Origin of the sequence: Selenomonas sp. oral taxon 920 (genome assembly GCF_001717585.1) — a bacterium.
In the GTDB taxonomy this organism is placed as follows: Bacteria; Bacillota; Negativicutes; order Selenomonadales; family Selenomonadaceae; genus Centipeda.
This window is the reverse complement of the sequence record NZ_CP017042.1, coordinates 712824-726352: the sequence shown is the minus strand read 5'-3', so window position 1 is coordinate 726352 and position 13529 is coordinate 712824. Positions and strand designations below refer to the sequence as shown.

13 protein-coding genes and 2 tRNA genes are annotated in these 13529 nt (G+C 55.3%); 9 read left to right on the top strand and 6 right to left on the bottom strand.

Going from position 1 to position 13529, the window contains the following annotated elements; genetic code table 11:
• The first annotated feature begins 2 nt into the window (after window positions 1-2).
• The 6 genes from BCS37_RS03340 to BCS37_RS03315 all read left to right on the top strand — a co-directional run bounded on the left by BCS37_RS03340 (window position 3) and on the right by BCS37_RS03315 (window position 5536).
• The gene (locus tag BCS37_RS03340) at window positions 3-554 is read left to right on the top strand and encodes a phosphoribosyltransferase family protein (protein ID WP_069180154.1); all 552 of its coding nucleotides are present in this window, start codon (window positions 3-5) and stop codon (window positions 552-554) included.
• 14 nt (window positions 555-568) lie between these two features.
• Window positions 569-1408, top strand: coding sequence for a prolipoprotein diacylglyceryl transferase (lgt, locus tag BCS37_RS03335; protein WP_069180153.1), 840 nt, complete (start codon window positions 569-571; stop codon window positions 1406-1408).
• Between the two features lie 40 nt (window positions 1409-1448).
• Window positions 1449-2219: a MurR/RpiR family transcriptional regulator gene (locus BCS37_RS03330; protein WP_069180152.1), complete on the top strand. Its 771-nt coding sequence runs from the start codon at window positions 1449-1451 to the stop codon at window positions 2217-2219.
• A gap of 112 nt (window positions 2220-2331) precedes the next feature.
• Window positions 2332-3720, top strand: coding sequence for a PTS fructose transporter subunit IIC (locus tag BCS37_RS03325; protein WP_069180151.1), 1389 nt, complete (start codon window positions 2332-2334; stop codon window positions 3718-3720).
• Window positions 3721-3763: 43 nt separating this feature from the next.
• Entirely contained in the window at window positions 3764-4684 is a 921-nt protein-coding gene (locus tag BCS37_RS03320) for a 1-phosphofructokinase (RefSeq protein WP_069180150.1), read from the top strand.
• Window positions 4685-5536, top strand: coding sequence for a class II fructose-bisphosphate aldolase (locus tag BCS37_RS03315; protein ID WP_006689911.1), 852 nt, complete (start codon window positions 4685-4687; stop codon window positions 5534-5536). It abuts the gene before it with no gap.
• 95 nt (window positions 5537-5631) lie between these two features.
• Here BCS37_RS03315 and BCS37_RS03310 read toward each other — a convergent pair whose 3' ends face one another.
• On the bottom strand, window positions 5632-6774 hold the full coding sequence (locus BCS37_RS03310; protein ID WP_069180149.1) for an amidohydrolase: 1143 nt from the start codon (window positions 6772-6774) through the stop codon (window positions 5632-5634).
• A gap of 217 nt (window positions 6775-6991) precedes the next feature.
• Between BCS37_RS03310 and BCS37_RS03305 the strand changes: the two genes are divergently transcribed.
• The 3 genes from BCS37_RS03305 (at window position 6992) to BCS37_RS03295 (ending at window position 7937) form a co-directional block, all read left to right on the top strand.
• A tRNA-Val gene (locus tag BCS37_RS03305) sits at window positions 6992-7068 on the top strand.
• Between the two features lie 42 nt (window positions 7069-7110).
• Window positions 7111-7186: transfer RNA gene (locus BCS37_RS03300), tRNA-Val, on the top strand.
• A gap of 55 nt (window positions 7187-7241) precedes the next feature.
• Entirely contained in the window at window positions 7242-7937 is a 696-nt protein-coding gene (locus tag BCS37_RS03295) for a Crp/Fnr family transcriptional regulator (RefSeq protein WP_069180148.1), read from the top strand.
• 114 nt (window positions 7938-8051) lie between these two features.
• Here BCS37_RS03295 and bioB read toward each other — a convergent pair whose 3' ends face one another.
• The 5 genes from bioB to BCS37_RS03270 form a co-directional block, all read right to left on the bottom strand.
• On the bottom strand, window positions 8052-9062 hold the full coding sequence (gene bioB, locus BCS37_RS03290; RefSeq protein WP_069180147.1) for a biotin synthase BioB: 1011 nt from the start codon (window positions 9060-9062) through the stop codon (window positions 8052-8054).
• A gap of 96 nt (window positions 9063-9158) precedes the next feature.
• Window positions 9159-9989: a methyltransferase domain-containing protein gene (locus tag BCS37_RS03285; RefSeq protein WP_069180146.1), complete on the bottom strand. Its 831-nt coding sequence runs from the start codon at window positions 9987-9989 to the stop codon at window positions 9159-9161.
• Window positions 9986-11443: an O-linked N-acetylglucosamine transferase, SPINDLY family protein gene (locus BCS37_RS03280; RefSeq protein ID WP_069180145.1), complete on the bottom strand. Its 1458-nt coding sequence runs from the start codon at window positions 11441-11443 to the stop codon at window positions 9986-9988. Before BCS37_RS03280 ends, BCS37_RS03285 begins: the two co-directional genes overlap by 4 nt.
• Window positions 11440-12594: a metallophosphoesterase gene (locus BCS37_RS03275; RefSeq protein WP_069180144.1), complete on the bottom strand. Its 1155-nt coding sequence runs from the start codon at window positions 12592-12594 to the stop codon at window positions 11440-11442. The genes BCS37_RS03280 and BCS37_RS03275 overlap by 4 nt, the downstream gene beginning before the upstream one ends.
• A 17-nt stretch (window positions 12595-12611) precedes the next feature.
• Window positions 12612-13529 (bottom strand): AEC family transporter, encoded by a 918-nt coding sequence (locus tag BCS37_RS03270; protein WP_069180143.1) that lies wholly within the window; start codon window positions 13527-13529, stop codon window positions 12612-12614.

Sequence of the window (13529 nt, the reverse complement as noted above, 5' to 3'; positions counted from 1 at the left end):
ATATGGCAAAACGCTTCTACGATCTCACCGTCGCAGGCTGCAAACGCAGGCTCTCCATTCTCAACCTCAACGAGAACCTCGCGATTGCGGGCTTTATCATGCTCGGCGATGTCGAACTCTGCGAAAACTGCGCGCGCGAACTCGCCAAAAAAATTCCTGCCGAGACCGAGATCATCATGACTGCCGAGACGAAGGGCATCCCCCTCGCGGCGGAGCTTGCACGCCAGCTCGGAATGCCCTACTACATCACGGCGCGCAAATCCGTCAAGGCATACATGGAGGATCCCATCTGGGTTGAGGACGAGTCCATCACGACACTGGGAAAGCAGCGTCTCTACCTGATGAATACGGACATTGAGCGCATCGAGGGGCGCAAGGTGCTCCTCCTCGACGATGTCATCAGCACAGGAGGCTCCATGACGGCACTCGGAAATCTCGCGAAGAAGGCGGGTGCGCATGTCATTGGACAGGCCGCCGTGCTTGCCGAGGGTGACGCTGCAAAGCGGACAGACATCATCTTCCTCGAGGCTCTGCCGCTCTTTGAAGCAGAATAGATTGGAAGGACGCCTTGCATCAGTATCTCTTTTACATCGGCGACTTCCCCATCCGCTCCTACGGTGTTGTCATCTCCCTCTCAATTCTTCTCGCAACAGGCGTCGGCTACTTCCTTGCAAAGGCGGACGGACGCGGCTGCGAAAAGCACATCCCCGATCTCGGCATCTACTGCGGCATTGCGGGGCTCCTCGGTGCGCGGCTCTGGGATGTCTTCTTCTTTGACTGGGACTACTACCAACACCACCTGACCGAGATCCTGAACGTCTGGCAGGGCGGCATGGCGATCCAGGGCGGAGTCTTCCTCGGCGTGCTCGTCGGCATCCTCTACAGCCGGAAGCACGGGCTCGACACCATTCACTTTATGGACGTTGCCGCGCCCGCGATTGTCCTTGGGCAGGCACTCGGCCGCTGTGCGAACCTCCTCAACGGAGATGCCTTCGGTGCACCGACAGGCAGCAGCTTCGGCATTCTCTACCCCGAGACCACCCTCGCCCACCATACCTACGGCGCGCAGCCGCTTTGGCCGGCGGAAGTCTGGGAGGGACAGCTCGACATCGTCATCTTTGCCCTGCTGCTCATCTTCCGTGCACGAGGGCACGCACGCGGACAGTGCTTCGCCCTCTACGTCATGCTCTACAGTCTCGTGCGCTTCGCACTCGAATATCTGCGCGGCGACTACACGGAGAAGTACCTCGGGCTCTTCACCAGCGCACAGATGACCAGCCTCGGCTTCGGATTCGTTGCGCTTGCGGTTTTTCTCTGGCTGGGACTGCGGAAAGAGCCTGCGGCAGAGAAGGAAAACATCTCCTCACAGGAACACAATCGGCACAAAAAGGGAAGACGGGGAAAATAACAGCTCAAACCATTGGAAGTTTCCTAAGGATACAGTACAAATGATCATCGAGATAACGGAATCAATCGCGGGAAATCTGACGCAAACAGAAAAAGCCATTGTCAAATATATCAACCAAAATGAGACAAAGCTCTCCCGTATGTCGATCGTTGACATTGCCTTTGAAACCTTTAGTTCACCCTCCACCGTTTCCCGTGCGATCCGCAAATGTGGAATCAACGGATTCAACGAGCTGCGCTACAAACTGATGCGTCCGAACACAGATCGGGCAATCGTCAGCATCAACGAGATCATGAACAAGTCCCTGATCGAAGCGGAGGTCCTGCTTGAGCGCATCTCCCTGCAAAATCTGCTTGAGATTGTCCGACGTATCGAACAGGCAAAGGGCTCTCGTGTGTACGTTTTGGCAAGAGGGCTGACTTCATACGTCGCAAAGGAATTCAGTCTGAAACTACAGCTGCTCGACTACGATGTGATGGAGACGGATGATCCGAACATCATGAAGAGCATCACGAACCACCTGTCCTCCACTGCGCTTGTCATTATCTTCTCCCTCAATGGACAAACAGAGGAGCTCGTCGAATCCGCACGCAATGCATACTCTCTGGGTGCGGATGTCATCACTTGCTGCTGTGCAGAGGACAGTCCGCTTCTGCCGTACTCTGCAAAGTCTCTGATTGGATTCAAGCACAAGCATGTATCCATTCGGGAGTATGAAGTCACCAGCCGCGTTGCTCTCAGTATTATGGCTCGCATGATTCTCGATTACCTCGTACAGCAGAACGAAAACAAAATCTCATACGATTATTGACATCTTCTGATGAAAATCTATTTTCCAAAATCGAAAAGATTTTCATCAGATTTTCTTTTACCATGATGTATATCCCGAATCAGCGGAATATATAGAAAGGTGGAGGAGACAGATGAAAAAGCTATTAGGCGTCACAGGTTGTCCGACAGGCATCGCACATACCTTTATGGCTGCGGAAGCCCTGCGTCGCGCAGCAGAAGCGGCGGGCGCAGAAATAAAGGTGGAGACAAACGGTGCCATCGGCGTTGAGAATGCACTGACAGCGGAAGAGATCGCCGAAGCAGACTGCATTATTGTAGCCTGTGACAAAAAGGTGGAAATGGATCGTTTCCGCGGAAAACCCGTACTGGAGGTTTCTGTCGGACACGGCATTCAGCATGCTGCGGAACTCGTAGAGAATGCCCTGTCCGGAAAAGTCCCCGTATACGGAGGAACAGCGCCGGCAGATGCAACCGATGAAATGTTCCGTCTCGAAGGAAAATCGGGAGCTGCACATGAGATATACAAGCATCTCATGAACGGCGTCTCGCACATGATCCCGTTTGTTGTCGCGGGCGGCGTACTGATTGCGGTCTCATTCCTCTGGGGCATCTTTTCCTTTGATCCGAACTCGGATCAGTACAACCCCACTGCAGCACTTTTAAAACAGATTGGCGGCTACGCGATGGGGCTCATGGTTCCCGTCCTCGCGGCCTATATCGCCGAATCCATCGCCAATCGCCCGGGTCTTGTTGCCGGTTTTGTTGCAGGCGTCATTGCGGCGGGGACAGGCTCCGGATTCATTGGAGGTATTCTCGGGGGCTTCCTTGCCGGCTACCTCTGCAAATACCTCGTGCGTTCCCTGTCGGGTCTGCCCAAAGAATTTGAAGGTCTGAAATCCATCTTCCTCGTCCCGCTCGTCAGTGTCGCAGTGATTGGTGCGATCATGTGTCTCACTGCCGATCCTATTGCGGCAATCAATGCGTCAATGATGGACTTCCTCTCCAATCTGCAGAATTCCAATCCCATCATCCTCGGTATCGTCATCGGCTGTATGTCAGCGTTCGATATGGGGGGCCCCGTCAACAAGGCGGCCTATGTAACAGGAACGCTGCTTCTCGGACAGGGCAACTACTACTTTATGGCCGGTGTTTCGGCGGCCTGCATCACGCCCCCTATCCTCATCGCGCTGGCTACAACGATTTTCCGCAATAAGTTCACGAAGAACGAACGCGCCGCGGGTCTTGTCAACTATATTCTAGGCTGTACGCATATCACGGAGGGAGCAATTCCATTTGCGGCAAAGTCGCCGCTGACAGTTCTCCCGATTCTCATGCTGGGCTCGTCCATCTCGGCGGTTCTGACCTATATGATGAAGATCCAGGTTCCTGCCCCGCACGGCGGTTTCCTGATTCTCGCACTCGTAGATCAGCCAATCGCATGGGTGCTCTGCATTTTTATCGGCTCTTTGGTCGGAGCTGTGATTTATGGTCTCACAAGGAAAAAACCGGAACAGGAGTAAGCATGATTTGCGCTAACATTCGAGAGATGGAAGGAGCGCGCTCATGATCTATACATTGACAACGAACCCTGCCATTGACATGAATATTTGCACAAACGGCTTGGAGCCGCGCAAGGTGAACCGCACCTTCGATGCAGTCTACACTCCGAATGGAAAGGGGCTCAATGTCAGCTTCGTTCTGCATCATTTCGGCATAGCGTCAAAGATCATGGGATTCTTCGGTGGATTCTCCGGCAGCTATATTGTAGAGGAGTCCCGCAGACGAGGGTTTGAGGTAATTCCCGTCATAGTCGACGACATTACACGCATCAATATTTTTCTGAACGACGGCACAACGGAGTATAAGCTCGTAAACGACGGTGCCCTCGTACCGCGGGAAAAACAGCAGGAAATGTTGGAGTGTATTCGAGCCGCGACGGATATGACACACCTCTCAATCAGCGGAAGTCTTCCACAGGGAATCGAGCCATCCTACTACGATGAAATTTTTGACATCTGCCGCGAACGGGGTATCCGCATCATACTGGATATCAGCTCCGCAAAGCTGCGCGATCTCCTGCACTGGAATCCGCTTCTGATCAAGCCAAATGACGAAGAGTTGGAAAAAATCTTCGGCATCCGAGTCAAGACAGAACAAGACATAACAGAGGCGCTTTCCTTTCTTCATGCCGAAGGAGCACAAAACGTACTGCTCACACTTGGTGAGCACGGTGCATATTTCTCTAACGGCAATGCAGTCTATTTCGCCTCGGCACGCCCCATTCAGCTGCTCAGTTCTGCCTGTGCAGGAGATGCGGCACTCGCCGCATTCCTGAGCATATGGCTGGAGCATCCGGAGAACGTAGCAGATGCGTTGAAAAACATGGCGGCTGTCGGTGCAAACGTCGCCGAGAGCAATGCTCTCGGAACCCTGTCAAGGGTGGACGAATACAAAAAAGATATTCAGGTAAGGAGGGTAAAATAAATGCCACTCGTAACAAGTAAGGAGCTTCTGCTCGATGCGCAGAAAGGCGGCTACGCGGTCGGTGCATTCAACGTGGAGAATATGGAAATGGTCATGGCGGTACTCGCCGCCGCAGAGGAGACATCCTCCCCTGTCATTATGCAGACGACACCAGGTACCATCCGTTTTGCGGGGCTGGATTACTATCTTGCAAATGTACGTGCAGCTGCCGAACGGACAAAAATTCCTGTCGTGATGCATTTAGATCATGGCGACAGCCTCAATATGGCAATGCAGGCCTATCGCGCCGGCTACACCTCCATCATGATCGACGGCTCAAAGCTCCCCTTTGCTGACAATATTGCACTTACAAAAACTGTAACGGATGCCTGCCACCCCGGAAATATTCCCGTAGAGGGAGAACTTGGAAAGGTTGGCGGAAAAGAGGACGATCTCGAAAATGAGGACGGCAGTCCATACACAGATCCTGACGAAGCCGCAGAGTTCGTCAAACGCACAAACGTAGATTTTCTTGCCGTCGGTATCGGCACCTCACACGGCGTCTACAAGGGAACGCCCTGCGTCAATGTGGATTGCCTGAGCGCCATTCGTTCCGTTGTTGATATCCCTCTCGTCATGCACGGAACTTCCGGCGTTCCCGATGAGCAGGTTCGTGACTGCATTAGCCGCGGCATCTGCAAGGTCAACTACGCAACGGACCTGCGCATCGCCTTCACGCGTGGCATCAAGGCATATATGCAGGAACATCCGGACGCCTTTGACCCAAAGAAATATGCTGCACAAGGCATGAAAGAGGTTCAGGCGTACGTCATGCAGAAAATGGATGTCCTCGGCAGTACGGGAAAAGCATAACATCTCAAACATATGAAAAACCGCGGCAGCTGCCGCGGTTTTTATTTATCGATAGTCACATTTCTGACACTGCGTCATCCCATCCATAAATTCGGTCAGCACCCCTTCACCTTGCTGAGCGCCGTGCACACAAGCTGCGCCAGATAGTCCGCTGTCGGCGCAAGTGCACGCGGGTCGACGCGAAAGCCCGGATTGTGGAGAGCAGGTGCAAGCCCTGTACCGACGAGAACGAACACCCCCGGTACTCTCTCCTGATAGAAGGCGAAGTCCTCACCGGTCAAAGACTTGGGCGCGGGAACAACGTGCAGTGCACACCCCTTTGCCGTCTCCTCGGCAAAGGATGCCCAAAAGCCATCGTTGACCGTTGCCGGAGGCCCTTCATACCATTCCGTCTCCACGGCAGCACCGTATGCTGCTGCCAACTGCTCCGCCAATGCACAGACACGCGTACGGATCAGCGCACGATCCTGTACATCCATGCTGCGCGTTGTGCCCTCGACAAGTGCCTCAGCAGGAATGACATTCCATGTATTCCCCGCCGTGATGTGTGTGACGCTCACAAGCCCTGCCGAAAACGGACTGAGGTTGCGTGCAATGACCGTCTGTACCGATTGCACAAACGCCGCCGTGAGCGGGATCGGATCCACACCTGCCTCGGGATGAGCGGCATGTGCCCCCCTGCCGCGGAAGCGGAACACGAAGCGATCCACTGCCGCCATGACTGCCCCCTCTGAAATCCCGACCGTACCGACCTCAAGGAGAGGAGATGCGTGCAGCCCAAAGATTGCCGCGACATCCTGCAATGCTCCCGCTTCAATGAGTACCTTCGCGCCGCCCGGTGCCTCCTCTGCCGGCTGAAAGAAGAGCCGCACACGCCCTGTGAGCTCCGCCTCACGCTGTTTAAGCAAAAGTGCCGCTCCGAGCACCGAGGAGATGTGAAAGTCGTGACCGCAGGCGTGCATCCGACCCGCGTTCTCCGAACGATACGGCAGATTGGTCTGTTCCTCGATGGGCAGCGCGTCAATATCACTGCGCAGCGCAACAACTGTCTCCCCCGCGCCCACCTCCGCGACAAGCCCCGTCTTCAGAGAAAGATCCAGAATACGAATCCCCGCGCGCTCCAAAGATGTCCGAATGCGCTTCGTCGTCTCCACTTCTTCATAGGAAAGTTCCGGATGACGATGAAACCATTGAAATTCTGCTGCAATGTACTCTTTGATCTGTTCGACACTTTCCATAGTTCCACGCTTTCAATTTCATATATATCTGCTATGCAATATCTGCATTATATGGTTTACAAGATCTCTTGTCAATCAAAATTTTATATATGTCTTTTATCGGCCGCAGCGCAGAAGTATGCTCCCTCCGCGTTTTTCGTTTCAAAAATATTCCTTGACAGAATCTCTATCCATTGTTATAATTCATTTTGTCGTTTGGACATGAACGGCAGCAAATGGGGTTATAGCTCAGTTGGTTAGAGTGTCTCGTTGACATCGAGGAGGTCACAAGTTCGAATCTTGTTAACCCCACCATTTGTTCTCTCATCCGCAGTCGTGCGGATTTTTTCATCTCAGGCTCACTTAGCTCAGTTGGTAGAGCATCTCCGTCACATGGAGGGGGTCGGGGGTTCGAATCCCTCAGTGAGCACCATGTATATCACGCCGTCCCGCGGGGGCGGTTTTTTGGTATATATAGGAGCATTCACATGATAAACGAAAAGGAAACTGCTGCCCAGATCCTCGCACAGACCTCCCTTGCGCAGGGGATGAATGAGGAAGATGTGGCGGAACTGCTCGCCTCAAGCGATGTAGCACTGCGAACGTATCCAAAGGGCGCAGTCATCTTCCACGACGGGGAGATGCCGCACTCGCTCTACATTCTGCTCGAGGGGGAGGTGCACATCCTCAAGGACACGTATTCGGGACGGCAGATCTTCATCTCGGAGATTGACCGTCCGGGCGATATGTTCGGCGAAGTCTACGAGGTGCTGCGCCGTCCGTACGATATGTATGTCCGCGCCGTGACAAAGGTCAAGCTGCTCGAAGTTTCGAGCCATCTCTTCACGCTGGATGTAGGAGAAGCGCCGCGCCGCAGTGCGCTCATCGTGCAGCGAAACCTCATGAAGATCTTTGCCGGCAAGGCGTATGGGATGCATACGAAGCTCAAGATTCTCGCGAGCGGAACGCTGCGTGAGAAAATTGTCCGCTATCTCTTCCCCCACATCGACGAAAAGGGGCGGGTCACGCTCACGGCAAGCCGTGAGTTTATCGCTGCCTATCTCGCCGTCAGCCGCCCCTCCCTCTCGCGCGAACTGAGCGCGATGCAGCGCGAGGGCATCATCGAGGCAACGGGACGAAGCATACAGATTCTCGATATGGAGAGGTTTGAGGAGTATCTGTAAGGACGAAGCATTCCTTCCATCACAAGCAGTGGTGAGGACGAAAGAGAAACAGCTCTGCGAAGCAAAACTTCGCAGAGCTGTTTCTCTTTTATATGAATGTTGTAGGAATCAATATCAACGTGCGCCGCACGCACCCGATGACACGCGGCAATCCTCATCACGGTTGGTGAACCCCATCTCTCGGATGAGCTCCATATCCTCGGCGATGGTCGTGCCCGATGTCGTGAGCATATTTCCCGTGATAGACGCGGATGCACCGGCGCGGAACGCCGTCGCCCCATTCTCGGGAAGAAGCTTGCGCCCCGCGCCAAGGCGAATATTCGCGGTCGGATTGATGAAGCGGAAGATCGCAATCGTCCTGAGGATATCCTCACCCGAGAGCGGCGCGAGATGTTCGAGCGGCGTCCCCGGGATCGCCATCAGAGAGTTGAGCGGGATGGACTCGATGCCGAGTTCCTGCAGAGCAAACGCCATGTCGAAGCGATCCTCCCACGTCTCCCCCATGCCGATGATGCCGCCTGAGCAGACGCAGAGCCCCTCTGCCTGTGCCGCCTTGATCGTGCGAATGCGGTCGGCGTAGCTGTGCGTCGTGCAGATCTCGGGAAAGTAGCGCTCCGATGTCTCGATGTTATGGTGATAACTCGTCACACCTGCCTCGTGCAGGCGGCGAAACTGACTGCGCGTGAGGAGCCCGTGCGAGGCACAGAGATCGATGGAAAGCGTGCGACGCATCTCCTTGTACGCCTCAAGTGCCTGCTCAAACTCCATGCCCGAGAGCGCACCGCCCGATGTGACGATGGAGAAACGGTTTGCACCCGCGTCCTGGTTTGCCTTTGCGTGCGCGATCAGATCCGCCTGTGCCATAAAGTTATAGGTATCAACACCTGTCTTATGCCGCCCCGCCTGTGCACAGTATTTGCAGTCCTCCCCACAGCGTCCGCTGCGCCCGTTGACGATCGTGCACAGGTCGATATGATTGCCGCAGAAATGCTTTTGGAGGCGATATGCTCCCTCGCCGAGTTCCTCAACCGGCGTATCCATAAAGACGGAACGGTCGTCCGTGCGGCTGACACGATAGCCCGCGATGATCTTCTTCGTCAGCTCATTTACACGATTTTCGCGCATAAAAAAATACCTGCCTTGTCATAGATTATGTTTATGCTCTCTATTATAAGGCAGGTTTTTTATTGCGTCAACTAAATATTTAGTTATGGTTTACTCTTAAATTTCATCGAGTAAATCTTTTAGCTCTGTCCGAACCTTCTCCTCGTGCACGCAGACCTCTGTGATAAAATCCGCAAGGTAGTCGCGGAAGATTCCCTCACGCGCACAGAGTTCGCGCAGCTCCGCGACAGCCTCCTCCGCCGCAGTATCGTACTCGATGCGATGCAGCAAACGGGCGATCGTACGGCGTGTTCTGTCCGAAAAGAGCAGCTTGAGATTCACTGCTGCTGCCGTGCTCCGATCGGCGCGAATGAGCCACGTGCGCGTTGCGAGATCATCGCTGAAATTCGCAAATCCCGCCTCTGCCCATCCCTCTGCCGCAGCGGAATCATCGTCGCGCTCTCCCGCAAAGAAGTGGATTTCCTTGTAGAGCGTATCATTGAGGAGCCGGACAATCTCAGGCTTTGCGTAGAGATGACGATCACCGCGCACAGGGAACTCACCGCCCTGCAGAGCGGTGAGCACGCGATGATAGCGCACATTTGTATAGCAGGTGTAAAGCGTCCCCGTCTCTTTCAGCGCACGGTTCAGTGCCATAAGTGTATCGTACGGCTCGTAGGCGTACTCAATTGCAAACTCTGCAACGATACGGTCGAATGTCTCCTCCGCAAACGGCAGCGGCTCGCGCCGCCAATCGAGAACGTGTGCGTGCACGCCAAGCGCAGCAACGTGTGTATCCTCTGCAATCTCATGGTATGGCGTAATCGCGTGAATCTCCGCGTTCGGACAGAGCTCCCTGAGCCGTTCAAGATATTCCGAACCGTCGACGACGAGGAGGCGGAGGCGTTCTGCACTCGGCGCAAGGAGATCCATGATCTCCGTCTTCACCGTACAAAGTCTCCGCGCTCTGCCCACAATCGTTCGATCTCGTCCGTAAACGCCACAAGATAGGTCTCTCCATCCATCAGCGCGGATGATTCCATCTCCGCACGCAGAGATGTACGATTCAGACGCACAGAACCAATGTCCTCTGCCATCCGAATGGCAAGGCGCTCGTATGTATGCACATCATCAGCGATCCATTCCGTATGCCCTGCCGCCGTGAGCATTGTCGCACCGAGACGTGCGCCGTGATGCGTCTCTCCACGCAGCGTGATGACGGGAACGCCCATATAGAGTGCCGTTGCCGTCGATGCGCCGCCCGCATAGGGGAAGGTGTCGAGCGCGATGTCGATGTCACCGTAGTCCTTCAGATAGTCACGTTTTCCCGTCCGTACGAAGATGCGCTTTGCAGGCAGTTTCAGCCCCTCGATCATCTCGAGGATCGTCGTCACGCGCAGAGGGCTGTCCAGAACGGCATCCTGCAAAACGAGCTGTGCCTTCGGCAGTTTTTTCAAGATTCTGCCCCAGACTTTGAGACACTCCTCGTTGATCTTCATAAAGTTCTGGAACACGCCAAAGGTCACGGGCGCATCGGCAGGACGCTCCGCTGCTTCGCTCACACGCATCGCCGCATCCGGTGTAAAGTGGAACGCGTGCGGCAGACGCAGAAGTTGCTCGCTGTAAAATTCCTCCGTGCCCGCAGGCGAGAGCACTTCATCGGTCAAAAAGCCGTCGACAAAGGGAACGCCCGTCGTCGCAAACCAACCGATGCCCGAGATCTGGACGGGCGCGGGACGATACGCGAGCACCATGAGCGTCATCCCTCCGTCCGTATGTCCGCCGAGGTCAACGAGCACGTCGATCTCATCCGCACGAATCCGCTCCGCCTGTTCCTCGATGGAGACATTCGCGAGTGCATGGTAGTTCACTATGCCGCGCAGGCTCTCAGTAAATGCATCTGCGCGATCGTCAAGCGCATACGCGCAGACATCGTACTGCTCCGTCAACCCACGCAGAAGCCCCTCATAGAAGAGCGAAGAGGACGAGCTGAGGAAATGCCCCGCGAGAAAGCCGATCTGCAGGCGCTCATGCTGCACGGCCGCACGCGCGGGCAGCGGTTCCGCATGGCGGTACAGCGTCGCATACATATCGAACTGCGCCTTCAGCTCCTTCGGCGTGAGATTCGGAACGGCGTGACAGAGGTAGAGATAGTTGGAGAAATGCTGCCGTTGGCTGCGGAGAAATTTATCCTCCGTCGCCGCCTCGAAATACGCGGCAATCGCCCCCTCTGTATCGGCAAGCGCCCCGCAGCACGCCCCCATCATCTCTGAGAAGCGCCACTGCTCGTCCGTAGGGATCTCCTCATGCGCACGCAGATAAAGAATCCCCTCGATCGCCTCGTAGATATAGCCCTGATGAATGTCCTCGCGAAGGGCAGTGTAGTCGTCCATCCAACTCATTGTGCTGTCCTCTCCAATCTAAAATATGCAATCTCGGGCGGACATCCGATCCGCAGCGGGAACCAGCTGCCGTTGCCCGTATGCACGTAGCCATAGCTGTCCCCGATGTGCACCATGCCGCGCGTGTACTTGAACACTGGGAACAGCGGCTGCCCAAGGATGCCGAACTGACTGCCGTGCGTATGCCCCGTCAGCGTCAGTGGGATCCCGCCATATGCCGCCGCATCGTCGATAAACTCGGGATGATGAGCGAGCAGAACAGTCACAGCATCGACGGGTACATCTGCCATCGCAGCGGCAAAGTACGCCGTCTTCTCTGCATAGAACGCCTCCCCGCGTGCGAACGGATAGTCCACGCCCGCGATATAGAGTGCGCCGCGCCGCGCGACACGCTCTGCAGAGTTCAGTACAACGTGCACACGCCCTTCTCCTGCCATGCAGTCAACAATCGGGCGGCCGGCGTGATAGTATTCGTGATTGCCGATGCAGTACCAGATTCCGTCACGAAAGTTTGCGGCGTGCGCCGCGAGAACCTCAGCGGCACGCGCGTTCAGCCGCTCATCGTCGAACACATCACCCGTCACGGCGAGCACATCCGCGCCCCCCGCAGCGACCTCCGTGAGGAGTGTGTCGAAGTCCTCCACGGAGAAGAATGTACCGAGGTGCACGTCGCTGATCTGCGCGATCACCATACCTGCCGCCTCGGGCGGCAGATGCGGAACGGGGATCACATAGTCATGCCGCACGGTTTGATGTCGTTCAATAAATGCGCCGTAACTACTGAGCAGCAGGCCCGCTGCCGGATAGAGTGCCGTATTTTTCAGCATGCGCCGCCGCTCCGCATCGTACGGCATACGGCACGTCTTTCGCCAGATGAACCGCACCGTCACGGCAAGCATGACAAACGCAAGTGTAATCAGCTGTGCAACGAGCAGGAGAATGATCGGCAGGGTAATCATGCCTGCCCAGCCATCCGTCCGATGGGTACTGAACAGGAAGAACAGTCCGCCGATGCTGCCGAGCTCAAAGAGCGTAACGCCGATGCGCGCCGCGCGGAGACACCGCCCCTCCGCAAGATAGCGCAGGAAATAGAGGCTGAGCGCGAGCAGTATGAGGACAATGAGCAGGAATATCACCAAAAAGACAAGCAAAGATACCTCCTAATCTGTCAAAGTCCCGTAATCATTGAGACGAACGGGATCGTCGCCACTGAGATCAGTGTCGAGAGCGCGATGATCTCCGTCATCAGAGGATAGGCGACCTTATTGTAGAGCAGTGCCACCATCGCAACCATACCGCCCGTCGGCGCTGCGACAATGACGAGACTGCACCCGAGGATATAGGGATTCGTCACGAAGAGTTTCATGATGAACAGGATCGGAATCGGCAGTACGACGGCTTTGAGAAACGTATAGAGCAGCAGCTTGCGGTCCGTCAGCATGTGGCGTACATGGATATCCTTGAGCGACGCACCGATCATCATCATCGCCAGTGGTGCGGTCATCGCCCCGAGCATGGCGAACGTCTGCGAGAGCAGCGGATGCGTCGGAATCTCTGCGAAGTAGATCACGCACGCGATCAGCGATGCAATGATGCCGGGATTCAGCAGCATGCGGAACATCTCGAGCCCGCGCCGCTTGTGAAGGCTGATGGAGGAAACACCGTAGACAAAGAAGAGCAGATTCACAGGGATGAAGAAAAGCGTCATATAGACGACCGCCTGATCACCGTATACGCCCTGCACGAGCGGCAGTCCCATAAAGAGCGAGTTGTTGAACCAGAACGAGAGATTGACCGCTCCGCGCAGCCGTCCGCGAAAGCGCAGCAGCAGCGGCAGCAGAAAGCCGACGAGACACATCATTGCGAGCAGGACAGCGTATGCGGTGTAGGTCTCAATGACCTGTGTCAGCCCCATATGCTCCTCGGCACGCATCGCCGCCGAGATGATGAGACACGGACACGCGATGTTTACAATCAGGGAGGAAAACTGCTCCTGATTGTTCGGAATGATGATAGAGTAGCGCCGGGCAAGCGCTCCTGCAAAGATCATCAGGAAAAATACGATCATCTGACCTAGGATCAGCAT

Excerpts from the sequence above, each read along its gene's own strand:
- BCS37_RS03270 (WP_069180143.1), bottom strand. The coding sequence starts at position 13,529 with ATGCTGATCCTAGGTCAGATGATCGTATTTTTCCTGATGATCTTTGCA.
- BCS37_RS03330 (WP_069180152.1), top strand. The coding sequence starts at position 1,449 with ATGATCATCGAGATAACGGAATCAATCGCGGGAAATCTGACGCAAACA.
- BCS37_RS03310 (WP_069180149.1), bottom strand. The coding sequence starts at position 6,774 with ATGGAAAGTGTCGAACAGATCAAAGAGTACATTGCAGCAGAATTTCAA.
- BCS37_RS03340 (WP_069180154.1), top strand. The coding sequence starts at position 3 with ATGGCAAAACGCTTCTACGATCTCACCGTCGCAGGCTGCAAACGCAGG.
- BCS37_RS03280 (WP_069180145.1), bottom strand. The coding sequence starts at position 11,443 with ATGAGTTGGATGGACGACTACACTGCCCTTCGCGAGGACATTCATCAG.
- BCS37_RS03320 (WP_069180150.1), top strand. The coding sequence starts at position 3,764 with ATGATCTATACATTGACAACGAACCCTGCCATTGACATGAATATTTGC.
- BCS37_RS03325 (WP_069180151.1), top strand. The coding sequence starts at position 2,332 with ATGAAAAAGCTATTAGGCGTCACAGGTTGTCCGACAGGCATCGCACAT.
- BCS37_RS03295 (WP_069180148.1), top strand. The coding sequence starts at position 7,242 with ATGATAAACGAAAAGGAAACTGCTGCCCAGATCCTCGCACAGACCTCC.
- bioB (WP_069180147.1), bottom strand. The coding sequence starts at position 9,062 with ATGCGCGAAAATCGTGTAAATGAGCTGACGAAGAAGATCATCGCGGGC.
- BCS37_RS03315 (WP_006689911.1), top strand. The coding sequence starts at position 4,685 with ATGCCACTCGTAACAAGTAAGGAGCTTCTGCTCGATGCGCAGAAAGGC.